Origin of the sequence: Marinobacterium sp. BA1 (assembly GCF_041155135.1) — a bacterium.
Lineage (GTDB): Bacteria > Pseudomonadota > Gammaproteobacteria > Pseudomonadales > Balneatricaceae > Marinobacterium > Marinobacterium iners.
The window spans coordinates 1,261,471-1,286,342 of the sequence record NZ_BAAFHC010000001.1 but is presented as its reverse complement, the minus strand read 5'-3'; the positions used below and the strand labels follow the sequence as shown (position 1 = coordinate 1,286,342).

Below are 24,872 nucleotides of genomic sequence, written 5' to 3'. Positions count from 1 at the left end.
TTTGTAAGGCAGACATTCTAGCAATTGCAGGCAACAGCTGGAATGCACAGGCTCATCGGGGTAGAGGGCTCATGCAACAGGAACATCCATTTGCAGTCTATGTGCGCATACTCGGCAAGGGTAAAAAAGGCAGCCGTTCGTTAACCATGGAGGAAGCCCGGGATGCAATGGGCATGATCCTGGATGGGCAGGTCAGGCCGGAACAGCTGGGTGCCTTTCTCATGCTGATCCGGATGAAAGAAGAAACCCCTGAAGAATTGCAGGGGTTCGCCCAGGCTGTACGACTGCGCCTGAACCGGCCTCAGTCGCTGGTAGCTGATCTTGATTGGCCCACATATGCCGGCAAGAAACGCAGGCTGCCATGGTTTTTTTTGGCGGCTTTGGTGTTGGCCGGGCAGGGGGTGAGTGTATTCATGCACGGCGCAAGGGGGCATACTCCCGGGCGTATTTACACTGAAGATCTGCTGAGCATGTTCGGTATGAAAGCTGCCGAAAGCTGGCCTGAGGTACATGCATCATTGGAGCGGAGCAGGCTGGCCTTTTACTCTATCGATCAAATGGTGCCTGTACTGGGTGAGTTGATTCAGCTGCGACCGATACTGGGGCTTCGTTCCCCGGTCCACACGTTGTGTAGGCTGCTTAACCCGCTGGATACCTCCTGCAGTGTGGATGGGGTTTTTCATCCGCCCTATGCACCAATGCACCAGCAAACGGCACAGCTGCTGGACACCCTTCACAGCCTGACTATCCGTGGTGATGGTGGTGAGGCCGAGGTGAAGCCTGATTCGGATACCGAGCTTCACTGGGTTACGGCCGGCGAGTTGCACCAGGAAACATGGCCCCGTATCGAGTCGCAGCGGCTGGTTCGTGACGAGCAGCTCGATCCTGAAGATCTGTTGCGGCTTTGGCGTGGTGAAATCAGTCATGCCTATGGTGAAGGGGCCGTTATCAGCACCTTGGCTGTGATCCTGCGGTTGCTTTCACAGGGCGTGATGCAATCGCAGGCGCACTGGCTTGAAATGGCACGTTCAGCTTGGCAACAGCGTGACCGTTCGGCTTATTGATTAATATCCGATCAATTTACTCGGGTTTAATTTGAGTGTATCCTCAAGGTATTCGAAACATCAGATCCACAAGGTTTAGCCATGACTATTACGGTAACTGAATCTGCCGAGCGTTATCTGGCAGAGCTGCTCGAAAAGCAGAATGTTGAAGGTATTGCGGTACGTCTTTTCGTGACCCAGCCGGGTACTGCCTATGCAGAAACCTGCCTAGCCTACTGCCGTCCGGATGAGGTCAATCCGGAAGATGAAATCATCGACTATGAACTGCTGCGCTTTTACCTGGAGCGTAACAGTCTGCCGTATCTGGAAGAAGCCTACATTGACTTCGCCACCGATCGCATGGGTGGTCAGCTGACTATTAAGGCGCCTAACGCCAAGGTGCCCAAGGTGTCGCCCGACAGTCCAATGAATGAGCAGATCAATTATATTCTGTATTCGGAGATCAACCCCGGACTCGCGTCTCACGGTGGCGAAGTCAAACTGGAAGACTTGATCGAAGATGAGGGCGGTACCATTGCCGTACTGCGTTTTGGCGGTGGCTGCCAAGGCTGCAGTGCCGTTGACATGACCCTCAAGGATGGGGTTGAGAAGACACTGATAGAGCGGGTTCCGGGGCTTATCGGTGTGCGTGATGCCACTGACCATACTGTGCGTGAAAACGCCTATTTCAAGTAATATCTCCTCTGCAGGCGGTCATATCCGACCGCCTCGCCCTTGGTTGAATCGCTGTCTTCTGTGCAGTTGCGAAAAAAGCCACCGCTCCGGTTGTAATTGCTGGAACGAGCCCCATTGAAAGACTAACCTGACACTTATCCGAAGATGCGCCGGCCCTAATGCACAGGCGCCCTGTAAAGAGGCACTCCATCATGGATCAATTTGAAGCAAAAGATGACGCTGTGACCGTCGAGCTTCCGGTACTGCCACTGCGTGATGTGGTGGTTTATCCCAACATGGTGATCCCGCTGTTTGTCGGGCGTGAAAAATCCATCCATGCCCTTGAACTGGCAATGGCCAGTGATAAGCAGATTCTGTTGGATGAGATCGACAAGATGGGCATGGACCATCGTGGTGATCCTTCATCGGCATTGCTGGAGGTGCTTGATCCCGAACAGAACAGCAGTTTCAACGATCATTACCTCGAAGTGGATTACGATCTGTCTGACGTGATGTTCGTGTGCACATCGAACTCGATGAACATCCCGGGGCCTTTGCTGGACCGTATGGAGATCATTCGGATTCCGGGGTATACCGAGGACGAAAAACTTAATATTGCGCGCAAGTACTTGTTGCCGAAACAGCTTAAAAACAACGGAATCAAGGTCAAAGAGCTGGAGATCACCGACGATGCCGTACTGGGTCTGATTCGATATTACACCCGTGAGGCAGGCGTACGTGGCCTTGAACGCGAGATCGCCAAGATTGCACGCAAGGTTGTGCGTGAGCTTGCCCTTGAGCGCAAGGGAGACGTGGTCAAGGTTACGGCTGAAGAGCTGGAGCAGTATAACGGCGTCAAGAAATACAAGTTTGGCATGGCTGAAGAGCAGGATCAGGTCGGGCAGGTAACGGGTCTGGCCTGGACTTCAGTTGGGGGCGATATTCTCACCATTGAGTCAGCTGTCGTGCCCGGCAAGGGGCGTCAGATCCACACCGGATCGTTGGGTGATGTAATGAAAGAATCGATCCAGGCAGCCATGACCGTGGTGCGCAACCGGGCTCGATCACTGGGAATTAAGGCTGACTTCCACGAGAAAAACGATATTCATATCCATGTTCCTGAAGGTGCAACCCCGAAAGATGGCCCCAGTGCCGGCATTGGTATGTGCACGGCGATGGTGTCTGCCTTGACCGGAATTCCGGTGCGCTCAGAGGTCGCCATGACGGGCGAAATTACCCTGCGTGGACAGGTTCTGGCCATTGGTGGGCTGAAGGAAAAGCTGCTTGCAGCGCACCGTGGCGGGATTCGGACGGTGATCATTCCGGAGGAAAATACCCGCGATTTGAAGGAAATACCCGACAATATCAAGGCAGATCTCGATATTCGGCCAGTGAAGTGGATTGATGAAGTGCTGGACGTTGCCTTGGCATACCACCCGACACCTTTGCCGGAAGAGGTTGAAGAACCTGCTGCTGCCGAGGCCAAAAAGGGACATGCTGAGCCGGGTCAACTGAGCACACATTAACTGGAGGCCGCGGCAGAAAAGGGCTGCGGCCAGTTGACACCGGTTTCAGGCAGTTGGTATAAAGTTGCAGACTATGCGCTGGGCAACGACAACAACGGATAGAACACGATAACGATTCGATAAGGGGAACAATGTGAACAAGTCTGAACTGATTGACGCTATTGCTGCATCTGCTGATATTCCGAAAGCAGCTGCAGGCCGTGCACTGGATGCTACCCTGGATGCGGTCACTGAAGCTCTGCAGCGCGGTGAATCCGTTGCTCTGGTAGGTTTTGGTACTTTCTCCACCAAAGAGCGTGCCGCACGTACCGGCCGCAACCCGCAGACTGGCAACCCGATTGAAATTGCTGCTGCAACCCTGCCGACTTTCAAGCCGGGCAAAGCGCTGAAAGACGCGGTCAACAAGTAAACGGGATCTGAAGTCCTGATACTGGAGCGGTAGTTCAGTTGGTTAGAATACCTGCCTGTCACGCAGGGGGTCGCGGGTTCGAGTCCCGTCCGTTCCGCCAGATTCGGGCACGTTCACTGGAAGCAGAGAACTGTCTTCGTAGTCCAAGAAAGCGCATTCAGGGCTGAATGCGCTTTTTTTATAAAAGAGTCAGAGTGAACCCAAACCATGCTGCAATCCATTAGGGAAAATTCCAAAGGGATCATCGCCAAGGTCATCGTTGGCCTGATCATCGTCACCTTTGCTCTGTTCGGCGTTGAGTCGCTTGTCGGGCTTGCCAACAGTGAAAAGGCGCCGGCTGAAGTGAATGGTGAAGAGATCAGTAACCAGGATTTGCAGCGTGGTATCGAGCTGCAGCGGCGCCAGTTGCTGGCCCAGATGGGTGCAAACGGCAATCCTGCGGATATCGATGAAAATCAGCTGCGCCGTATGGTGTTGCAGGCCCTGATTGATCAGGAGGTGCGTCTACAGTCTGCCGAGTCGCAGGGTCTGTATCTGTCCGAAGCGATGATTGATCAGATGATCGTAGGCACACCGGATTTCCAGGTTGATGGTCGTTTTGACCGCAACCAGTTTGAAGCGGTACTGCGTGGTGCCGGTTTTACCCCGCTTATGTATCGTGACTTATTGCGCAAGGAGCAGTTGATTGCGCAGGAACGCAACGCTTTCCAGCTGTCTGCCTTCGCGACTGAGCAGCAGGTTGAGCGCTTGCTGAGGCTGGATCGACAAACCCGTGATATTGCCTGGGCAGAGCTGTCACTTGACCAGTTCATGCAGACTGCTGAAGTAACTGATGCAGAACTTGAGTCGCGTTATCAGGAGCAGCTGGAACGCTTCATGACCCAGCCGAAGGTCGTGCTTGACTATGTGGAACTGAATCAGGCTGATTTTGTTAAGCTCGACGCAGTCACCGATGCTGAGCTGGAAAGTGCGTATCAGCAGGAATTGGCAAGGTTCCAGGCGTCTGAAGAGCGTGCGGCAGCTCACATTCTGTTTGAAGAGGATGCACAGGAACAGGCTGAGGCTGTTCGTCAGCGCATTCTGGATGGTGAGCTGAGCTTTGCCGAAGCGGCACAGGAGTTTTCGGCAGACGCCGGATCTGCCGAGCAGGGCGGTGATCTGGGTTACAATAGCCGTGGTGTACTAACGGGCCCGTTTGAAGATACGCTGTTCGCCATGCAGCCGGGTGAAATATCAGAGCCTGTTCGCACCGAGTTTGGCTATCATCTGATACAGCTGAACGATGTGCGCAACACTGAGCCGCCGGCGTTTGACGAGATGGCTGCTGAATTGCGGCGTGAATTGGCCCAGTCCCGTGCTGAGGCTGAATATGTGGCTGCGCTTGAACGCTTGGCTGACTTGAGCTTTTCGGCGGGTGATCTTGATGTCCCGGCAGAGGAACTGGGGCTGGAAATTCATCAGACCGAGCCTTTTGGGCAGGCTGGCAGTGAGAGCGGGTTGGCCTCCAATCCTCGCGTAGTCAAGGCTGCGTTCAGTGAAGAGTTGACACGTGAAGGTCTTAACAGTGACCCAATCGAGCTGGATCGTGAAACAACAGTAGTTGTACGGGTTAAAGAGCAGATTCCAGAACGCCAGCTGTCGCTGGATGAAGTGCGTGATGAGCTTGAAGGCGAGTTGCGACGTGAACAGGCGGAAGCGGCATTGGAGGCTCGCCTGAAACAGTTGCTGGCGGACTTCGAGTCTGGCAATTCCCTGAACACTGATGCTTCTGAGCTGAGCTGGAGTGAAGTGGCTTCTGCAGAGCGTGAGCAGGCAGACATGCCGTCTGCTGTCAATCGCAAGGCATTTGAGCTGCCTCGTCCGGCGGAAGATGCGGCATCATTTGGAACTGTACGTTTGCCGAACGGAGACCGCGCACTGGTTCGAGTCAATGCAGTTCAGGAGCCAGACCTTGCTGATGTTGACGCTGACCTGAAGCGCCAGATGGCTGCCTTCCTGGCCAGCCGTAATGGCCAGCTGGACTATCAGCTGCATGTAGAGGCATTGACCGAGGCTGCCGAAATTGAGCGCAACTAGGTTGCAGATCTGCTGATGGAAACTGAAAAGGGCCGCATATGCGGCCCTTTTCAGTTTTGCCGGGTTTTAAACTCAGTCAGATGGCACGGCCGCGGCTTCAAGCAGGCGTTGAGTGTAGGGGTGCTCCGGGCGTCTGAAGAGCCGTTCTGTTGAGGCCTGCTCAACGACTTTGCCTGCCTGCATCACCATGACCCGATGGCTCATGGCCCTGACCACGGCCAGATCGTGACTGATGAAGAGATAGCTGAGCTGATACTGCCGTTGCAGATCACGCAGCAGCTGAATGATCTGCTTCTGTACGGTGCGATCCAGTGCGGACGTGGGTTCGTCGAGAATGATCAGCCTGGGGCGCAGCACCAGTGCCCGTGCGATGGCGATGCGCTGCCTCTGTCCGCCCGAGAACTCATGCGGATATCGGTGTCGTACTTCGGGGTCCAACCCAACATCGCGCAGGGCGAGGCATACTTGCTCATCCTGCTGACTACGCTTGGTGATACCTTGAACCTCCAGACCTTCAGCAATGATTTCGGCAATACTCATGCGTGGGCTCAGGCTGCCGAAGGGGTCCTGAAACACCACTTGCAACTGCTTGCGCAAGGATCTGAGCTGTTTCTGTTTCAGGTTTGAAAGCTCTGCACCATTGAATACCACTTCGCCCTTGCTGCTGATCAGTCGCAATATGGCCAGCGCCAGCGTGGTTTTGCCCGAGCCGGACTCGCCGACAACGCCCAGTGTTTCACCGCGAGCGAGTTGCAGATCTATTTCGTCCACCGCTTTGTGATGGCGGCTGACTCGTTGCAGTATTCCCTTGCGCTCGGCAAACCAGACTTTCAACGCACGGGTCTGAAGGATAATATCATCAGGATCGGCAATTGCAGCTGGCTGGCCTTCCGGTTCGGCAGCCAGGAGATTACGTGTGTACGCATGGCGGGGAGCGCGAAACAGCTCGGCACAGGGCTGTTGCTCAAGCAGTTCTCCCTTATGCATGACACACACCGAGTCCGCTACCCTGCGTACAATATTCAAGTCATGAGAGATCAGTACAATCGCCATGCCAAGCTGTTTCTGAACACGTCTGAGCAGTTCGAGGATCTGGTGTTGTATGGTGACATCGAGAGCGGTTGTCGGCTCGTCGGCAATCAGCAGTTCAGGTTCATTGGCCAGGGCCATTGCGATCATGACGCGCTGACGTTGCCCGCCTGAAAGCTGGTGCGGGTACTGACTCAGCCGCTCCTGAGGGTGATCAATCCCTACCAGGTCGAGCAGTTCAAGCGCACGAGTGCGACATGAGGGCAGGCTCAGGCCGCGATGCAGATGCAGAGTTTCACCGATCTGCTTCTCCAGTGTGTGCAGTGGGTTGAGCGAGGTCATCGGCTCCTGAAAAATCATGCCCACTCTGTTGCCACGCAGTTGCAGCAACCGCTTCTCGGGTGCCTGAAGCAGGTTCTCATCCTGATACAGCACTACACCTTCCGTCTGTGCCTGGGGCAAAAGTCGCAGCAGTGAAAGAGCCGTAACCGATTTGCCAGAGCCCGACTCCCCAACGATGGCAAGCGTTTTGCCCGGCTCGATATCAAAACTGATATTGCGCACAACCGCCTCGCGTGAAGAGCCGAAACGGACACTGAGATTCTGGACAGAGATCAGCGGTGTACTCACTCAGACTTTCCTCGGATCGAAGGCGTCACGGACTGCTTCACCGATGAAGATCAGCAGCGTCAGCATGACCGACAGCGAGATGAATGCGGTCAGGCCCAGCCAGGGAGCGTGAAGGTTTTCCTTGCCCTGTGCGACCAGCTCGCCCAGGGATGGCGAACCCGGGGGTAGACCAAAGCCCAGAAAATCGAGGGCGGTCAGTGTAACGATGGCGCTGTTAAACACAAAGGGCATGAACGTCAGGGTCGCGATCATGGCGTTGGGCAGTACATGGCGGTACATGATGCGGGTATCACTAAGGCCTAGCGCGCGTGCGGCACGCACATATTCAAGGTTGCGTCCGCGAAGGAACTCGGCCCGGACGACATCGACCAGGCTCATCCATGAAAACAGCAGCATGATGCCGAGCAGCCACCAGAATCCGGGCTGTACCAGTGAAGCCAGTATTATCAGCAGGAAGAGTACGGGCAAGCCAGACCAGATTTCGATAAAACGCTGAAAAAACAGATCGATGCGGCCGCCGTAGTAACCCTGAACAGCACCGGCGCAGACGCCGATAACCGAGCTTGCCAGTGTCAGCGCCAGTGCAAACAGAACCGAAATACGGAAACCGTAAATGACACGTGCCAGTACATCCCGGCCCTGATCATCCGTCCCCAACCAATTGGTTGCCGTTGGTGGCGAAGGAGCAGGTTGTTCAAGATCGTAATTGATGGTGCTGTAGCTGAAGCGGATCAGTGGCCAAACGGTCCAACCCCCGGATTCTGTAATCAACTCTTGAATGAAGGGGTCTCGGTAGTCCACGGGCAGGGCAAAGTCGCCACCAAAGTCAGCCTCGGTGTATTCCTGGACCAGTGGCCAGTAGAGCTGCTGCCCGTGACTGATCAGCAGTGGTTTGTCGTTGGCAATCAGTTCGGCAACCAGGCTCAGTCCAAACAGGATTAGAAAGATCCAGAGTGACCAATAGCCTCGGCGGTTGCGCTTGAAGCTGTCAATACGACGACGTTGCAAAGGGGAGAGCTGCACCGGCCTATACCTCCCTGCTGGCAAAGTCGATACGGGGGTCTACCAGCGTGTAGGTGATATCACTGACCAGTTTCAGCAGCAAACCCACCAGCGTGAAAATGTAGAGTGTACCGAAGATCACTGGGTAGTCTCGATTGATGACAGCTTCGTAGCCCAGCAGTCCGAGCCCATCGAGAGAGAAAATCACTTCGATCAACATCGATCCGGTGAAGAAAATGCCGATGAGGGCGGCGGGCATGCCGGCAATGATCAACAGCATGGCATTGCGGAATACATGACGGTACAGCACCGCGTTTTCATCCAGTCCCTTGGCGCGGGCAGTCAATACATACTGCTTGTGTATTTCATCCAGAAATGAGTTTTTGGTCAGCATGGTCAGTGTGGCAAAACTGGAGACCACCGAAGCCAGTACCGGCAGAGTGATGTGCCAGAAGTAGTCTGCCACTTGTTGCCACCAGGTCATCTGTTCAAAGTCGGGTGAAGTCAGTCCGCGTAGCGGAAACCATTCCAGCCAGGTGCCGCCTGCAAACAGAACGATCAATAAAATGGCAAACAGGAAGTTGGGAATTGCGTACCCCACAATGATGGCGCTGCTGGTCCAGACATCGAACGATGAGCCATCACGTACGGCCTTGCGAATGCCAAGCGGGACCGAGATCAAATAAGTGATGAGTGTGGTCCAAAGGCCCAGAGAGATTGAAACCGGGAGTTTTTCGATGATCAGGTCGATAACGCTTTTGTCGCTGTAGAAGCTCTTGCCAAAATCGAACATTAGATAGTTCTGCAGCATCTGGAAGAAGCGTTCGTGTGCTGGCTTGTCAAAGCCATACATGCGCTCTATTTCAGCTATCAAAGCAGGATCAAGCCCTTGGGCTCCGCGGTAGCCGCTGTTTTCACTGCCAGCAGCGATGTCGGACTGTGCGCCGCTGCCGATGCGGTTGCCAGCATCAATCCCGAGCCCCTCAAGGTTCGCAATAGTCTGTTCAACCGGGCCGCCGGGAGCAAATTGAACCAGTGTGAAGTTGAGCAGCAGTATCCCCAGCAGCGTGGGTATGATCAGCAACAGGCGACGGACAATGTACGCGGCCATCAGGGCTTGGTCCACCAGGTATCAAGGCCGAGGTCATAGGCAGGGCTTACCTCAGGGTGGGCGAACCTGTTCCAGTACGCGATGCGATAGGCACTGATATGGTAGTGGGGAATCACATAATGATTCCACTGCAGCACTCGATCCAGCGCACGGGCACGCAAAACCAGTTGCTCTCGGTCTGGTGCGGCGATCAGCTGTTCAACCAGGTAGTCGACGGCTGGATTCTTAATGCCAATCAGGTTGCGACTTCCGGGCATGTCAGCTGAGCTGGAATGCCAATAGTCACGCTGCTCATTGCCAGGGGAGCTGGACTGACCAAAGCCATACACCACCATGTCAAAGTCGAACTGACGCAACCGGTTTATATATTGGGATACGTCGACGATGCGGATACTGGCGCTGATACCCAGCCTTTCCAGATTGCGAATGAACGGAGAAACCACTCGCTCGAATTCCTTCTGCACCAGCAATATTTCAAATGTAAATGGAGAGCCGTTGCCGTCAACCAGCTTGCCTGACTCAAGTTGCCAGCCAGCCTGTTTGAGAAGCCCCAGAGCTTCACGCAACTGCGCACGGTTGCGACCACTGCCATCTGTGGTTGGGGCTCGGTAAACCTGAGTAAATACTTCAGGTGGTACCTGGTCACGCACGGCTTCGAGAATCTCCAGTTCAGCTGGGGTTGGCAGCTCTTCTGCAGCCATCTCAGAGTTGGAAAAATAACTGTGGCTGCGGGTGTAAGCGCCATAAAACAGGTTACTGTTGGTCCATTCAAAGTCGAATGCAAGCGCAAGTGCCTTGCGCACTTCAGGCTGGCTGAACATGCTCCGGCGGGTGTTCATGATGAAACCTTGCATGCCACGCGGGTTTTCGTGTGCAATCTCTTCCTTGATGATACGACCATCAGCGAAGGGGGCGCCGGTATAACCGGTTGCCCAGGCCTTGGAGGCATGTTCACTGCGGAAATCGTACTCACCGGCCTTGAAGGCCTCCAGTGCTACCGTACTGTCGCGATAATAGTCATACTGGCGTTGATCAAAGTTGTGACGGCCGCGGTTTACTGGCAAGTCGCGTCCCCAGTAGTTGGGGTTGCGTGTGTAAACGATGGTTCTGCCCGGGTCGATCTTTTTAATCAGGTAGGGGCCCGAACCAAGCGGTGGTTCCAGTGATGGTGTTTCGAAATCACGCTCGGCCCAGAAGTGCTGTGGCAGGATCGGAACCTCGCCTATTATCAGTGGGAGTTCTCGGTTGGTGCTGTCACCAAACTCGAAACGTACTGTCTGAGGGCTCAGTGCCGTTACGCTTTGAATCCCTGCATAGTAGCTTTTGAAGAAGGGGCTACCTTTCTCGCGCAGTATGTCGAACGTGAACACGACATCGTCTGCCGATACGCTGTGCCCATCACTGAATCGAGCGTCAGGATGAAGGTCGAACTCAATCCAGCTGCGATCCACGGCAACCCGCAGCTGTTGGGCCAGGAGACCGTATTGGGAAAAGGGCTCATCCAGTGCGCGAGCCATCAAAGAGTCGTACAGTAACCCGGTCCCTGCGGCGGCGGTACCCTTGACTATGAACGGGTTGAGGCTGTCGAAGGTACCAATGGAGGATTCCTTGAAATGCCCGCCTTTGGGAGCGTCCGGGTTAACATAGTCGAAATGGCTGAAATCGGGCGGATATTTGAGGTCGCCATGCATGGCAATGCCGTGCTGGCTGTCCGGGGCCGCATGCAACGGAAGGCCGAAAAGCAGAAGCGAGAAAACGGCAGAAAGATAAAGGCATACTGAACGCAGCTGTACAGGCACTGTTTTCTCCTTGGAAGTATTGTTTTTGTGCGAATTTAACCCGTGCTGTAGTCCTGTGACAACGCCGGGTCAATCCGGTTCGGAGTCGTTGGAACGCTCTCGCTCCTGGTCCCGCTCCATCCAGCCTCGAATCTTGCGAAACAGTACCCACTTGAATAGAACGGCCAGCAACACTGAAACCGCTATGATGAATAGACTCAGGTTATCCATGATCAGCTTGCATCGGCAATATCCACGTTGAGCAGCAGGAGCGTCTGGCCAATCTTGAGCGTATCGCTGGGCGCCATCTGATTCCAGCGTGCCAGATCACGTACGCCGACACCATAGCGGCGTGCAATACTCCAGAAGCTCTCGCCCGAATCGACGCGGTGGTAGTGCTTGCGCTTTGCACGTTGCTCAAGCTGTTGGCGTTCGGCCTGGATACGCTGTTCCAGGCTAAGGCTGTAACTTTCAGACGAGGCACTCGGTTTTGGCACCAGTAATGCCTGGCCTGCACGAATCAGGTGGCTGTTCAGTTTGTTGCCCTGTCTTATCACACTGACCGAGCTGCTAAACCGCTGGGCGATGGTGCTGAGGGTGTCACCGGGACGTACGGTATAGCGGTGCCAATTAACCCGCTTTTCGGGTGGCAGTGTTTGAAGAGCTTGGCGCAGGGGGGCGGCGTTCTCAGTTGGTACCAGCAACAAGTGAGGGCCATCAGGATCGGTGGCCCAGCGATTAAAGCCGGGGTTGAGTTGGTACAGAGTGTCCAGATCAAGACCGGCCATAGAAGCCGCCTGAGCCAGATCGATCTGGCCGCCGGTTTCTACAGCCTCAAAGTAGGGGGTGTTATCGATGTGAGTTAATGTGATTCCAAGGGTGTCAGCATCACGTATTGTCCGGGCCACAGCCAGCAGTTTGGGAACATAGGCCTTGGTTTCGGCAGGCAAGTCCAGAGACCAGAAATCGGTCGGTTTGTTTTGCTCGCGGTTGCGACGCATGGCGCGACTGACGGTTCCACCTCCGGCATTGTAGGCTGCCAGTGCCAACAACCAGTCACCATCAAAACGGCGATGTAACTGTTCCAGGTATGTGAGGGCGGCATCAGTGGATGCAAGAATGTCGCGGCGGCCGTCGTACCACCAGCTGGAGCGAAGGCCAAAGTGCCGTGCCGTGCCGGGAATGAATTGCCAGGGACCAGCCGCACTGCCGTGTGAGTAGGCAAAGGGGTCGTAGGCACTTTCGATGATGGGTAGCAGAGCTATTTCGGCCGGCATGTCGCGCTTGAGCACTTCATGCAGGATGTGATGGTAGTAGGGTTTCGCGCGTTCGGTTACGCGGGGCATATGGCTGGGGTGGCGCAAATACCAGTTGAGCTGGCTTTCAAGCCGAGGGTGCTGATAGTTCAACGGCAGCTGCAGATGCTGGCGGGTAAGTTGCCAAAGGTCGCTCTCCTCGGGTTGGATCGCTCTGGGCGCTGCTGTTTGTACGGGTTTGACCAGGCTGGATGCCTTGAGTGGCTGTTTTTGTACGGTTTGGGTCTGGCAGCCAGTAAGCGCCAGACCCAAGGTGGTTGCCAGAAGCAAAGCAGGCAGTTGTCGCATCAGTCCCTGTTCCCGAAAAATCGCAAAGGCCTGATTTTATGAGGGGAATAGGTTTGCGGTCAATCAGAAACGGTTCTTCCATTCTCGCAGTGCTGCCAGAACCTCTACCTCGGTTTTAAGTGGGTTGCCGCTGTAATGTTCAGCAGAACTGATTACATCGGGCTCAGCTGTACGCATGAAAGGGTTTATCTGTTTTTCCTGTTCAATACTGGAGGGCAGGGTTGGCAGTCCTTCGTGGCGCAGATGGTGGCAGCGTTCATGCACTCGGGTAATCTCGGCGTTGGCGGGTTCTACGCTGGCTGCAAAGGCAAGATTGGACAGTGAATACTCATGGGTGCAGTAGACCTCAGTATTGTCGGGCAGTGAAGCAAAGTAGTGCATGGCGGCCAGCATCTGACGTGCAGTGCCCTCAAACAGCCGACCGCAGCCGGCAAGAAACAGGGTGTCACCGCAGAACAGCTGCGGCTGGTCGCCGCCCACAAAATAACTGATGTGGTCCTTGGTGTGAGCGGGTACGCCCTTGACCTGAAGAGAGTGCTGCATCAGCTTCAGCGTCTCACCATCCTGTAGTGGATGGGTGATACCTTCAAAAGGCGAATTTTGGGGGCCGTAAACCGGTACAGAAGCATGGTTGAGCAGTGTCTCAACCCCGCCGGTGTGATCGGCATGATGATGGGTGATCAGGATTGCTGCAAGGCTGTAATTGTTCGCTTCAAGCCATGCAAGAACCGGAGCGGCATCACCGGGATCGACCACGGCAACCTCGGCCGGCTGCTGAGGGCTGCGAAGCGCCCAAATATAGTTGTCATTGAAGGCAGGGATTGGATGAACGTCAAACATGTTAGGGATTCCTGCTTTTAGTTGTGAAGATACACAATGCCCAATGGGTGCAGGGCACTTAGGGTATAGATGACAACTAGGGTACTGTATACTTGAATGCGATGAAATCTTAGTCCGGCATGGGGCTCCAGCGGTATGAAGTTCAATGAGCAGCTACCCGTCGAGCAGTTAATTCCCCCGCTGTGCCAGTGGTTTGACACCCCGCTGGGGCAAGAGGTGGTTCAGGCAGAGCAGGCCTTGGCAGAATCGGTGTTGCCGACCCTGTTCGGTTATCATCTGCTGCAGGTGGGGTTGGATCATCGGCAAGTGTTATTTGATGCCAGTCCGGTATCGCGCAAGGTGATGCTGATGCCACAGATGCAACTGGGCGCTCAACCGCTCACCATCATTGCCGACCATGATGAGCTGCCGGTGTGCAGCAATGAGCTGGATGTCGTGATTTTGCACCATGCACTGGATTATGCCGCCAACCCGCACCAGGTGCTGCGAGAAGCCGCTCGTGTACTGCGTCCCGGTGGTTTTATGCTCAGCTTCAGTTTTAATCCGGCCAGCTACTGGGGGCTTTGGTCGAGGCTGAAACGACGTAATCTGCCCCCATGGGGTGGCCATCTAATCAGTCATGGTCGCCTGCATGATTGGCTTAGTCTGCTTGAAATGACTGAAGTCAGGGCGCAAACCGCCTGCCACCACCTGCCGTTGGAAAATCGGCTGTGGCGATGTCGCCTCAGCCTGTTCGAGCGCTTGAGTCGGCGTGTACCTGGGTGCAGTGGTGCTGTATTGATGGTGCTGGCGCGCAAGGATGTGGCAGGTATGACTCCGATCCGTCCGGGCTGGAAACGGAGACGTTTGCTCAGTCTGCCCGTAGCTGAACCCAAGCCGACTGCCAGAGGAAAAAGTTTTTGAAAGAAGTAGAAGTATTTACGGATGGTGCCTGCAAGGGCAACCCTGGCCCTGGTGGCTGGGGCGCTCTGCTGCGTTATGGTGAGCAGGAAAAAGAGTTGTTTGGCGGTGCCAGGGATACCACCAACAACAGAATGGAGCTGCAGGCTGCCATCGAAGCGCTGGCAAGCCTTAAACGCCCCTGCAAGGTGGTGCTGACTACTGACTCACAATATGTGCGCCAGGGCATTACCAGCTGGATGGCCGGTTGGAAGCGCAATGGCTGGAAAACGGCGTCGAAACAGCCAGTGAAAAACATTGACCTTTGGCAAGCACTTGATGAGCAGGTGGCGCGTCATGATATTGAATGGCGCTGGGTCAAAGGGCACAGTGGTCATCCTGAAAATGAAAGAGCCGACCGGCTGGCAAATCGTGGTGTAGAGGAGGTTGGCAGGGCGTGAGCGTACGGCAGATCATTCTGGATACCGAAACAACCGGTATCGATCCGGAGGCAGGGCACAACGTTATCGAAATCGGCTGTGTCGAGATGGTGCGACGAAAGCTGACCGGAAATACCTGGCACCAATACATCAAACCTGATCGTGAGGTGGAAGCCGAAGCGATTGAGGTGCATGGCATTACCAATGAATTTCTGGCTGACAAGCCACGGTTTGCCGAGCTTGCGCACGAGTTCCTTGAGTTTGTGCGCGGGGCTGAATTGATCATCCATAATGCAGCCTTTGATATCGGCTTCTTGAATACTGAATTGGCCAGAAACGGTATCAATGAGCGAGTGGATGAGATCTGCACCGTTATCGATACCCTTATGCTGGCGCGCAAGAAACATCCTGGGCAGCGCAACAGTCTGGATGCACTCTGTCGTCGCTATGGCATCGATAACTCCCACCGTGAACTGCACGGGGCGTTGCTTGACTCCGAGATTTTGGCCGATGTCTATCTGGTCCTGACGGGTGGGCAAACCAGCCTGCAACTGGGGCAGGGTGACAGCGAGGACGGTGAGGGTGAAGAGCCAATTCGGCGTATTGATGCCAGTGCCTTGGTGTTACCCATTGTCCGGGCCAACACCGATGAAATTGCACTCCATGAAGCGTTTCTTGATCTGTTGGACAAGAAAAGTGATGGGGCTGTCTGGCGCAATCTGAGCTGAGGGGGGCGTAATGGCAGATTCCATAACCGCCGAGCACTGGTTTCTTGCTCATGAGGGGCGGCTGTTGCAACGCGATGATCAGATTATCTTCACGGCGGCAGACGTGGGTGATACGGACGTTCGTTATGGTGTTGATGATGGCTTCGGGCTTGCTGTTCTGGCTCAGCCTCCAGTGGGCCTGGTGGCGGTTGACGGGTTACGTGGATTGTTGGCGCGGTCGGTTGATGAGGTAGAGTACGCGCGTCTGGCGCGTGCATCCCAGCTGGCTACATGGCACGATCAGCACCGCTTCTGTGGCCGCTGTGGCGGCACTCTTCAAGCACACCCGCAAGATATGGCCCGGCAGTGTCCAGTCTGTAGTCTTGTTCAGTATCCGCGCATCTCGCCCTGTATTATTGTTCTGGTCACCCAGGGAGATCGCTGTCTGCTGGCTCATTCTGCACGTTTCCCTCCCGGTCGCTACAGCACTCTTGCCGGTTTTATTGAGGCCGGTGAAACCGCGGAAGCGGCGCTAAAGCGAGAAGTGTATGAAGAGGTGGGGATCAAGGTACACAATATCCGCTTCTTTGCCAGCCAGTCATGGCCTTTCCCCCATCAGTTGATGCTTGGTTTTTTTGCGGACCATCTAAGTGGTGAGCTGGTGCCGGATGGTGAAGAGATTCTGGAAGCCGACTGGTTTGGGGTAGACGACCTGCCGGACCTGCCACCGCCATTCAGTATCGCGCGCCAGTTGATCGACCATTTCTTCGCTGCCAAACATGACTCATCGACTGAATAATTTGCCCAGTCGAGTGGCGAGCATCACGTTGCCTTCAGCCCTCAATTGCCCTTTCATGTATGCGCCCATGCCATCCTGTTCGCCGCTGATGATGCGGATCAAGGTTGCCTCGTCGAGATGCAGTACCAGGCTGGGGTCATCATGCAGACCATATTCGCTGGTGCACTCACCGTCACGGATATCAATATAAAAAGGCGCGGCATCAGTCAGTCGGAACTGAAATATGGCATTGAGGCTTGCCGCCTGATCGGGATTAAACTTCTGAGGCAACTTGTTGACAATACGTTCAAGCGTGAGTGGCTGAGTCATGTTTCGGGTTGTCCTTGGCGGTGATACGGGCATGATAAAAGCTTTGTTTATGGTACAGTAGCCTCGGCTTTGAAGTGAACCCGTTAGCCCTGACCGGAGAGATAGATTGACAGCGTTTTTAGCCGAGTATGGCCTGTTTCTGGCCAAAACCCTGACCCTGATTATCGGGCTTCTGTTGTTTCTGGGCGGCCTTGCCGCATTGGTTGAGCGAAGAAAGGAACAGCGTGAGGGTCATATCGAGATCAAAAGCCTGAATGATCATCTCGAAGACATGAAAACCGATATCGAAGCGGCAGTGGTAGACGAAGCCTTGGCGCGCCAGCATGAGAAAGCGCGCCGCAAACAGGAAAAGGCTGAAGCCAAGGCGCTGAAGAAAGCCCTGAAGAAGGGTGAAGAACCGGAAAAACCGCGTAACCGTGTGTTTGTGCTCGATTTTGATGGTGACATGCATGCCTCTGATGTTGATCGTTTGAGGGAAGAGGTGACGGCCGTCCTGACAATCGCCGATGCTGATGACGAAGTGGTCGTCCGGCTTGAGAGTCCGGGCGGGCTTGTACATGCCTATGGTTTGGCCAGCTCACAGTTGGAGCGGTTCCGGGCTGGCAATATTCGGCTGACGGTATGTGTTGACCGTGTGGCGGCCAGCGGTGGCTACATGATGGCCTGTATTGCCGACCATCTTGTGGCTGCACCTTTTGCGGTTATTGGCTCAATTGGGGTGGTTGCGCAGCTGCCCAACTTCCATCGCCTGTTGAAAAAACATGAAGTGGACTATGAAGTACTGACCGCGGGTGAGTACAAGCGGACACTCACTGTTTTCGGCGAAAACACCGAAAAAGGTCGGGAAAAATTCATCGAGGAGCTGGAAGACACCCACTCTCTGTTCAAGTCATTTGTTCGTGAATACCGTCCGCAGCTGGATCTGGACAAGGTTGCGACGGGTGAAGTGTGGTTTGGTCGCAGGGCGCTGGATGAAAAGCTCGTTGACGCAATCAGCACAAGCGACGACTATCTGTTTAAACTGTGTCAGGATTGCGACGTATATGAGTTGCGCTATGAGATTAGGCGTGGTTTACAGGAGCGGTTAGGGCAACTGGCGGTATCGACATCTGACAGCCTGTTGCTGCGCTGGTGGCAACGCCTGAATAACAGCCGCCTGCTGTCACGCTGACAGAATCGATTTTTGAATACTTGATGTTGTATGGGATCGTGAGTTGAGATGAGATGGAGATCGTTAATGGATCGGCCGGAGGATCTGCAAATGTATGACACCTCTGATACGGCTGGGCGGATCATTCAGGCCGCAGAAAAACTGTTCTCCGAACAGGGCTTCAAGGAAACCACCATGCGTCAGATTACGGGGCTTGCTGAAGTCAATCTTGCAGCGGTCAATTATCACTTTGGCTCCAAGTTCGGACTGATTCGCTCTGTTGCCGAACGCTCGCTGTCACCATTGTGCGAACAAGTCGATAAAGGGCTGGTGCAGCTTAATGTGGCAGATGCCACCCCAGGTCTTGATCAGTTGCTTCAGTTGATGGCTCAGGCTCTGGTGCATGTGCATGGTCAAAACCAGAATGCCCTTTCGGTACTGATGCGATTGCTGGATCAGGCCTATCTGCCCAGTCAACATGATCTTCAGGCTTTCCTGCGTGAGCGCTACGGGGCGCGTTTTGATCGTTATCTGCAGTATTTCAGGGCGGACGCAGCGCCGCTGGACGAGCGTGAATTCTTCTGGCGTCTCCATTTTCTGCTTGGTTCGGTGATTTTTACCCTGTCCAACATGCACACACTGAGTGCGCTTGAGCAGCAGGAGGAAGCCACTGAAGTGAAGCTGGAGCAGATTCTGGCTCGAATGATTCCGGTAATTTCAGCCGGAATGAAGGCGCCTGTCCGCAACGGAACACACTGATGCAGGTTAGGCTGCGGGTTTCACTGAAGCGGCAGCAGCTGTTTGTGCTTACCGAAAAGGGTGAGTACAGCTACCCGGTGTCAACGGCGAAAGCCGGAGCCGGTGAGCGCAACGGCAGTGGCTGTACGCCGCGTGGCAGGCACTTTATTCGTGCTTGCATCGGCTCTGACCAACCCCTGGGGGCTGTATTTGTCGGTCGCCGACCAACGGGCGAGATCTATTCTGACAATCTGGCAGCTTCTCATCCCGAACGCGATTGGATATTGACCCGAATTCTTTGGCTTTGTGGCCGTGAGCCCGGCTTTAACAGAGGGGGAGAGGTCGATACCCAGCGGCGGTATATCTATATTCATGGCACCCCGGATACGGAACCCATGGGCACGCCCTTGTCTCATGGTTGTATACGGATGCGAAACACGGACCTGCTGGAGCTGTTTGAACAGGTCTCTCCCGGCACTGATATTCTGATAGAAGAGTAGATCATGACCACTGGCGTTCTGATGCTTGATATTGAGGGGACTGCGCTGAATGCAGTTGAAACCGAACAGATCAAGAGTCCCCAGGTAGGCGGACTGATTCTGTTCAGCCGCAACTATGACAATCCCGACCAGCTCAAATCACTGATGACATCCATTCGTGCCTTGCGGGCAGACTTGCTGGTGGCGGTTGATCAGGAGGGGGGGCGTGTCCAGCGTTTCCGTGAAGGCTTTACTCGTTTGCCGCCCATGGCTGCCTTGGGCCGTCGCTGGCTACAGAACCCGCATCATGCGATCGCCTGTGCCCATGAACTTGGCTGGTTGATGGCGACAGAGCTTCGCCGGTTTGATATCGATATCAGCTTTGCCCCGGTGCTGGATCTGGACTGGGGTCAGAGCAGTGTTATTGGAGACCGCGCCTTCGGTGCTGATCCTGAGGTGGTTATCCAGCTGGCCGGTGGTGTTATGGCCGGTATGCATGAAGCCGGGATGGCCGCGACCGGCAAGCATTTCCCGGGCCATGGCTGGGTACAGGCCGACTCGCACCTTGAGCTGCCGATTGATGAACGCAGCATGGCCGAAATCGAAGAGCAGGATCTGCGGCCATTTGACGCATTGATCCGACGCGGGCTTGATGGCGTAATGCCGGCACACGTTGTGTACAGTCAGGTTTGCTCGGCTCCGGCGGGCTTTTCCAGTTATTGGCTGCAGCAGGTTCTGCGCCAGCGGTTGCACTTTGATGGTGTGATTTTCAGTGACGATCTTAGTATGGAGGGGGCCAGCCAAGCCGGCAGCTATGCAGAACGCTGTGATCGTGCACTGGCAGCCGGTTGTGACATGGTACTGGTCTGTAATCATCCTGACGGTGCAGGACAGGTTCTGGAACATCTGCAGTCTGGTTCGGTTGCTGCATCACATCGCCTGGCCAGGATGCGCGCACGTCCTGCGCGGATTCCGGATTCTGATCGGCTGAATGAAAGCCGCCAGCTGGCGGCAGAGTTACTCAAGGAGATCTGATGCTTGAACAGCTGCTGAAACCGCTGCTGGCTCCTCTGTTTAAACAGTGGCCCGTACTGGAGGACTACGGCTGGCAGGTGGCTGCTGCAACAGTTGTGGTTCTGGTCTGGCTGTTAACCATCGTATTCAACTGGGTGATGGGGCGCTTGATTCACCACTTGAGTCAGAAAGCCCCTGCCTGGGACGATTTGCTCTTGAAGTCGATCAGAACACCGCTGCGTATTCTGATTTGGGTCACTGGTGTATCCCTGTTGCTGGAGATTTTCAGCCGAAACGGTCTGCCGGTCAGCACCGAAGTAGGCGGTGACCTGCGTCGACTTGGGGTCATCATCCTCTTGGCTTGGGGAGTGATTCGTTTTATCAAGGCAGGGGAAACGTACCTGACAACGCCCGTCGCCGGCCGTAAACAGGTGGATCGCACAACCGCCGATGCTGTTGCCAAACTGCTGCGACTGGTTGTATTCATTCTTGCTGGGCTAACGGTACTGCAATCTTCAGGTGTCAGTATTTCCGGCATCCTGGCATTTGGCGGTATCGGCGGTATCGCGGTAGGCTTCGCTGCCAAGGATCTACTGGCCAACTTTTTCGGTGGCCTGATGATTTATATGGATCGCCCGTTTCGAGTAGGTGACTGGGTGCGCTCCCCCGATAAGGAGATAGAGGGGACCGTCGAGTACATCGGCTGGCGCCTGACTCGCATCCGGACCTTTGATCAAAGGCCCCTGTACGTCCCCAATGCAACCTTTACCAGCATCTCGGTAGAAAACCCCTCGCGGATGCGCAACAGACGTATTTTTGAGCATGTCGGGGTCCGCTATGATGATGCAGACAAGGTCAGGGCAATCATTGATGACGTACGCGAGATGATTCGCAATCATCCGGAAATCGATACGCGTCAGACGATCATTGTTCAGTTGAACCGCTTTGGGCCATCCTCTCTCGACTTTATGGTGTATACCTTCACCAAAACCACACAGTGGGTTAAGTATCACGAAATCAAACAGGATGTGATGTTGAAAATAGCGGATATTATTTTCAGTCACGGAGCTGAGTTTGCCTTCCCGACTCAGACCATCCATCTCGCGGCAGGCGAGCCGGAGTTGCCGGAACCTGTATCTCAACGGCCGACCGAAGCGGGGCAGCAGGCATGAGCCGCTTGCAGGAGCGGGAGCAAAAGCGCTGGCTACAGCAGCTTGGCAAACAGGAAAAACGCTGGGTCTGGCTGAGTGTGGCAGCAGGGATTGGTATCGGTCTGATGCTGGTTGTTCAGGCCCACCTGCTGGCCAGAGTTGTCGATGGCACCCTGTTCAGCGGGCAGTCCCTTGCACAGCACACGCCATTGCTGTTGATGTTGCTGGCGGCACTGTTGCTCAGAGCTCTGCTGGGTGTTGTAAAGGAGTGGGCTGGACAGCAGGCATCGATTCGGATCAGGCGAAGCCTGAGAGGATTGCTGCTTAATCATATCAATCGGCTGGGACCCGCCTATACGGGTGATCAGCGCAGCGGTGAACTGAGCAGCATTCTTCTTGAGCAGGTTGAAGCGCTGGATGGTTTTTTTGCCCGCTATTTGCCACAAATGGCGTTGGCGGCAATGTTGCCGCTGGTCATACTCGCCTTTATATTCCCGGTAAACTGGGCGGCAGGGCTGATTTTCCTGATTACGGCACCCCTGGTGCCGCTCTTCATGGCGCTGGTCGGTACCCGTGCAGCTGAAGCCAACCGACGTAACTTCGCCGCGCTGTCGCAACTGGGGTCCCACTTTCTTGATGTCGTACAGGGTATCGTTACGCTGAAACTGTTTGATCGCAGTCGAGCCCAGGTGGAGGTGATTGAGGCCGGGGCTGATGAGTTTCGTCAACGCACGATGCAGGTGCTTCGATTGGCATTCTTGTCGTCGGCGGTGCTTGAATTCTTCGCCTCCATATCCATTGCCGTAGTCGCGGTTTATTTGGGTTTCAGCTTTCTTGGTCACCTGGACTTTGGTTACTGGGACGCGCCGGTCAACCTTTACCAGGGATTGTTTATACTGCTGCTGGCGCCGGAGTTTTACCTTCCTTTGCGAGAATTGGGTACGCATTACCACGCGCGACAGGAGGCGGTGGCTGCCGCCGACAAGCTGCGTGAACTGCTGGAAGCTACCCCCAAAGCGATAGCCGGAGAGGGAGCGGGGTTGGATGCAACTGTCCATCAGATTAGCCTTGAGGGTGCGGGACTGACTTACCCCGGGCGCCAGACGCCAGTATTTACGGGCGTGAATCTGACGCTTCAGCGAGGCCGAATTGTTGCACTGGTGGGCCCGAGTGGTGCGGGCAAGTCATCCCTGCTGCAAGTACTTCTGGGATTTCGCCAACTCAGCGAAGGTCAGGTTAAGGTTAATCAGACACCGCTGGATATGGTAGGCAGTTATGCTTGGCTGGAACAGGTTGCCTGGGTCAGTCAGCATACAACACTGTTTCCGGGCAGTCTGCGCGATAACCTGCTGTTGGCAGCACCCGATGCCAGCGAGCATGCTCTGTATTTGGCACTGGAGCAAGCCAATGCACTGGAATTTGTACAGCGCCTTCCTGACGGTCTCGATACTATTGTGGGAGAGCTGGGAAGTGGTTTTTCCGGCGGACAAATTCAGCGCCTGGCGCTGGCACGAGCCTTTCTTAAGGATGCGCCGGTATTGTTGCTGGATGAGCCTACTGCAAACCTTGACCGAGACAGTGAGCAGCTGGTGCTGGAGTCTCTGCAGACGCTGTGTGCAGGCAGGCTGGTGCTGATGCTGACACATCGGAGCTCCTCGATGCTGCGGGCGGATGAGGTATGGCAGCTTGAGAACGGGCAGCTGAGTCTCTTGAATACAGACGCACCCGAAGTCGGAGGCGCGACATGAAAGAATTGCGTCCATTCGTTGGGCTGATGCGACCACACTTGAACTGGGTCCTGCTTGGCACTTTGCTGGGCCTGGTCACGCTGCTGGCCAGTATCGGCCTGATGACCCTGTCAGGCTGGTTCATTTCGGCAGCGGCTCTGGCTGGCATCAGTGCGGTCACAGCCCAGCAGTTCAACTACTTTACGCCGGGGGCTGGCGTGCGAGGTTTTGCCATCGCCAGAACAGTTGGGCGCTATTTTGAGCGGGTCACAACCCACGAAGCAACCTTCCGTCTGCTGGCCGATCTGCGCAGCTGGTTCTATCGTTGCCTTGAGCTACTTGGCCCTGCTCGGTTGCAGCAGTTTCGCTCCGCTGACCTTTTGAACCGCCTTATCGCTGATGTAAATGCGCTGGATAACCTGTATCTGCGTGTACTGGCTCCCAGCGTACTTGCGTTACTGGTGTCGGCACTGGTATTGGGTTTTCTGGCACTGTACAGCCCTGGGATAGCGTTGCTGACAGCTGTGGGGTTATTGCTGGCAGGGGTGATCACGCCACTGCTGGCACACTTGTCAGCACGTCATGTGGGCGAGCAGCAAGTAATGGCGACCGCTCGCCTGCGTCAACGGCTGATAGGGTTGGTACAGGGGCTGGCCGACCTGTACATCTATGGCGGTGTTCAGCGAGCGATTGATGCTACCGCTGCCGAGGAGGCGAGGCTGCAGAAAACCCAGCTGCGCATGGCGCTGCTGACGGGGCTGATGACGGCGCTGATCGTATTTATTGGTGGTACAACTGGCCTGCTGGCTTTGGCTATGGGTGTTGAGCGCGTATACGATGGCAGGCTTGAACCTGCTCAGCTGGCCATGGTGCTGTTCTGTGTGTTGGCTGTGTTTGAAGTTGTGGCTCCACTATCTCTGGCATATCAGTATCTTGGCAAAACTCGCCGTGCGGCTGCACGCCTGCAGGAAGTTGCTGCAACCGCCCCGCTGATCCACTATCCGCCAGCCGATGAAGCTCCTGTGTTGCTGCCCGGCAGCTTCAGTTTTGATCAGGTATATTTCCATTATGATCGTTCTTCATCAGCGGTACTTGAGAAATTCTCACTGCAGGTATCGGCCGGAGAAAAAATACTGCTGCTGGGGCATACCGGCAGCGGCAAGAGCACGCTTATCAGCTTGCTGGCGCGATTCCACGATCCGCAACAGGGGCATGTGTTGTTGGGTGGTCAGTCGGTTGCCTGCTACAGTGAGTCAACCCTGAGAGCTCAGATGAGTGTGCTATCACAACCGGTTCAGCTCTTTGCCGGTACTGTCGCCGATAACCTTGCCCTGGCCAATGTGAGTGCCGATGAGGCCGATATGGCATCGGTACTGGCAGCTGTGCGACTGGATATGGAGTTGGGCGAAGAGCCTCTTGCATACTCAATAGGCGAGTCTGGCAGCCGCCTTTCAGGGGGGCAGCGCAAGCGGCTGGCACTGGCAAGGGCGCTATTGCGTGACGCCCCCATCCTACTGCTTGATGAGCCAACCGAGGGGCTTGATGCCGCAACGGAAGCCGCCGTTGTGGAGAATGTGTTGCGGCTTTACCCCGAACGAACACTTGTGATGATCAGTCACCATCTGCAAACGGCAGCGTTGTTTGATCGTGTTGTGATACTGGACAAGGGGCGGGTAATTGAGGAAGGATCGCCACAGGCTTTGGCGGCTATCCCCGACAGCCGCTTCAGTCAGCTAAATGCAGTTTGAAAGCCCGT

24 protein-coding genes, 1 tRNA gene and 1 pseudogene are annotated in these 24,872 nt (G+C 55.1%); 18 read left to right on the top strand and 8 right to left on the bottom strand.

The genetic code is table 11. From position 1 onward, the window contains the following. Positions 1-71 precede the first annotated feature (71 nt). The 7 genes and pseudogenes from ACAM29_RS06330 (at position 72) to ACAM29_RS06300 (ending at position 5,729) form a co-directional block, all read left to right on the top strand. Positions 72-1,064 carry a glycosyl transferase family protein gene (locus tag ACAM29_RS06330; protein WP_369623587.1) on the top strand — a complete coding sequence of 331 codons (993 nt, stop codon included), beginning with the start codon at positions 72-74 and terminating at the stop codon, positions 1,062-1,064. A gap of 81 nt (positions 1,065-1,145) precedes the next feature. Next, complete coding sequence (gene nfuA / locus ACAM29_RS06325; RefSeq protein ID WP_369623586.1) at positions 1,146-1,739, top strand: Fe-S biogenesis protein NfuA; 594 nt, start codon at positions 1,146-1,148, stop codon at positions 1,737-1,739. A gap of 158 nt (positions 1,740-1,897) precedes the next feature. Then, positions 1,898-2,086 (top strand): annotated as a pseudogene (locus tag ACAM29_RS06320) (LON peptidase substrate-binding domain-containing protein); the annotation flags it as partial. Next, positions 2,066-3,244 (top strand): S16 family serine protease, encoded by a 1,179-nt coding sequence (locus ACAM29_RS06315; protein ID WP_369625123.1) that lies wholly within the window; start codon positions 2,066-2,068, stop codon positions 3,242-3,244. The pseudogene ACAM29_RS06320 and the gene ACAM29_RS06315, both read left to right, overlap by 21 nt. A gap of 133 nt (positions 3,245-3,377) precedes the next feature. Further along, entirely contained in the window at positions 3,378-3,653 is a 276-nt protein-coding gene (locus ACAM29_RS06310; protein ID WP_091824437.1) for an HU family DNA-binding protein, read from the top strand. 23 nt (positions 3,654-3,676) lie between these two features. After that, positions 3,677-3,753, top strand: a tRNA-Asp gene (locus ACAM29_RS06305). 107 nt (positions 3,754-3,860) lie between these two features. Continuing rightward, positions 3,861-5,729, top strand: a complete 1,869-nt coding sequence (locus tag ACAM29_RS06300) for a SurA N-terminal domain-containing protein (RefSeq protein ID WP_369623585.1) — start codon at positions 3,861-3,863, stop codon at positions 5,727-5,729. A gap of 72 nt (positions 5,730-5,801) precedes the next feature. Here ACAM29_RS06300 and ACAM29_RS06295 read toward each other — a convergent pair whose 3' ends face one another. From ACAM29_RS06295 to gloB, 7 genes are all read right to left on the bottom strand, one after another. Next, on the bottom strand, positions 5,802-7,388 hold the full coding sequence (locus ACAM29_RS06295; RefSeq protein ID WP_369623584.1) for an ABC transporter ATP-binding protein: 1,587 nt from the start codon (positions 7,386-7,388) through the stop codon (positions 5,802-5,804). Next, positions 7,389-8,411, bottom strand: a complete 1,023-nt coding sequence (locus ACAM29_RS06290) for an ABC transporter permease (RefSeq protein ID WP_354406255.1) — start codon at positions 8,409-8,411, stop codon at positions 7,389-7,391. A 4-nt stretch (positions 8,412-8,415) separates the two neighbouring features. Further along, positions 8,416-9,501, bottom strand: a complete 1,086-nt coding sequence (locus ACAM29_RS06285) for a microcin C ABC transporter permease YejB (RefSeq protein WP_369623583.1) — start codon at positions 9,499-9,501, stop codon at positions 8,416-8,418. Continuing rightward, entirely contained in the window at positions 9,501-11,300 is a 1,800-nt protein-coding gene (locus ACAM29_RS06280) for an extracellular solute-binding protein (protein WP_369623582.1), read from the bottom strand. Before ACAM29_RS06280 ends, ACAM29_RS06285 begins: the two co-directional genes overlap by 1 nt. A 69-nt stretch (positions 11,301-11,369) precedes the next feature. Next, complete coding sequence (locus ACAM29_RS06275; protein WP_175527595.1) at positions 11,370-11,510, bottom strand: hypothetical protein; 141 nt, start codon at positions 11,508-11,510, stop codon at positions 11,370-11,372. Between the two features lie 2 nt (positions 11,511-11,512). Beyond that, positions 11,513-12,883: a LysM peptidoglycan-binding domain-containing protein gene (locus tag ACAM29_RS06270; RefSeq protein ID WP_369623581.1), complete on the bottom strand. Its 1,371-nt coding sequence runs from the start codon at positions 12,881-12,883 to the stop codon at positions 11,513-11,515. A gap of 63 nt (positions 12,884-12,946) precedes the next feature. Next, positions 12,947-13,723, bottom strand: a complete 777-nt coding sequence (gloB, locus tag ACAM29_RS06265) for a hydroxyacylglutathione hydrolase (protein ID WP_369623580.1) — start codon at positions 13,721-13,723, stop codon at positions 12,947-12,949. A gap of 135 nt (positions 13,724-13,858) precedes the next feature. On the opposite strand from gloB, the gene ACAM29_RS06260 reads away from it, so the two are divergent. From ACAM29_RS06260 to nudC, 4 genes are read left to right on the top strand one after another with little or no spacing between them, the layout of a single operon-like run. Next, positions 13,859-14,626: a class I SAM-dependent methyltransferase gene (locus ACAM29_RS06260; protein ID WP_091824419.1), complete on the top strand. Its 768-nt coding sequence runs from the start codon at positions 13,859-13,861 to the stop codon at positions 14,624-14,626. Continuing rightward, on the top strand, positions 14,623-15,063 hold the full coding sequence (gene rnhA, locus ACAM29_RS06255; RefSeq protein ID WP_369623579.1) for a ribonuclease HI: 441 nt from the start codon (positions 14,623-14,625) through the stop codon (positions 15,061-15,063). The genes ACAM29_RS06260 and rnhA overlap by 4 nt, the downstream gene beginning before the upstream one ends. Beyond that, complete coding sequence (gene dnaQ, locus ACAM29_RS06250) at positions 15,060-15,770, top strand: DNA polymerase III subunit epsilon (RefSeq protein WP_091824413.1); 711 nt, start codon at positions 15,060-15,062, stop codon at positions 15,768-15,770. Before rnhA ends, dnaQ begins: the two co-directional genes overlap by 4 nt. A gap of 10 nt (positions 15,771-15,780) precedes the next feature. Then, positions 15,781-16,548, top strand: a complete 768-nt coding sequence (gene nudC, locus ACAM29_RS06245; protein ID WP_369623578.1) for an NAD(+) diphosphatase — start codon at positions 15,781-15,783, stop codon at positions 16,546-16,548. On the opposite strand, the gene ACAM29_RS06240 is transcribed toward nudC, so the two are convergent. After that, positions 16,534-16,857, bottom strand: a complete 324-nt coding sequence (locus ACAM29_RS06240) for an SCP2 sterol-binding domain-containing protein (protein WP_369623577.1) — start codon at positions 16,855-16,857, stop codon at positions 16,534-16,536. The genes nudC and ACAM29_RS06240 overlap by 15 nt on opposite strands. A gap of 106 nt (positions 16,858-16,963) precedes the next feature. On the opposite strand from ACAM29_RS06240, the gene sohB reads away from it, so the two are divergent. From sohB to cydC, 7 genes are all read left to right on the top strand, one after another. Continuing rightward, a complete protein-coding gene (gene sohB / locus ACAM29_RS06235; protein ID WP_369623576.1) occupies positions 16,964-18,028 on the top strand; it encodes a protease SohB in 1,065 nt (354 codons plus the stop codon). Positions 18,029-18,094: 66 nt separating this feature from the next. Further along, positions 18,095-18,766, top strand: a complete 672-nt coding sequence (locus ACAM29_RS06230; RefSeq protein WP_369623575.1) for a TetR/AcrR family transcriptional regulator — start codon at positions 18,095-18,097, stop codon at positions 18,764-18,766. Then, positions 18,766-19,245, top strand: coding sequence for a L,D-transpeptidase (locus ACAM29_RS06225; protein WP_091824401.1), 480 nt, complete (start codon positions 18,766-18,768; stop codon positions 19,243-19,245). Before ACAM29_RS06230 ends, ACAM29_RS06225 begins: the two co-directional genes overlap by 1 nt. A 3-nt stretch (positions 19,246-19,248) precedes the next feature. Continuing rightward, positions 19,249-20,259 (top strand): beta-N-acetylhexosaminidase, encoded by a 1,011-nt coding sequence (gene nagZ, locus ACAM29_RS06220; protein WP_369623574.1) that lies wholly within the window; start codon positions 19,249-19,251, stop codon positions 20,257-20,259. Then, positions 20,259-21,410, top strand: a complete 1,152-nt coding sequence (locus tag ACAM29_RS06215) for a mechanosensitive ion channel family protein (protein WP_369623573.1) — start codon at positions 20,259-20,261, stop codon at positions 21,408-21,410. The genes nagZ and ACAM29_RS06215 overlap by 1 nt, the downstream gene beginning before the upstream one ends. Next, entirely contained in the window at positions 21,407-23,137 is a 1,731-nt protein-coding gene (cydD, locus tag ACAM29_RS06210; RefSeq protein ID WP_369623572.1) for a thiol reductant ABC exporter subunit CydD, read from the top strand. Before ACAM29_RS06215 ends, cydD begins: the two co-directional genes overlap by 4 nt. After that, on the top strand, positions 23,134-24,864 hold the full coding sequence (gene cydC, locus ACAM29_RS06205) for a thiol reductant ABC exporter subunit CydC (protein WP_369623571.1): 1,731 nt from the start codon (positions 23,134-23,136) through the stop codon (positions 24,862-24,864). The genes cydD and cydC overlap by 4 nt, the downstream gene beginning before the upstream one ends. Positions 24,865-24,872: the final 8 nt, after the last annotated feature.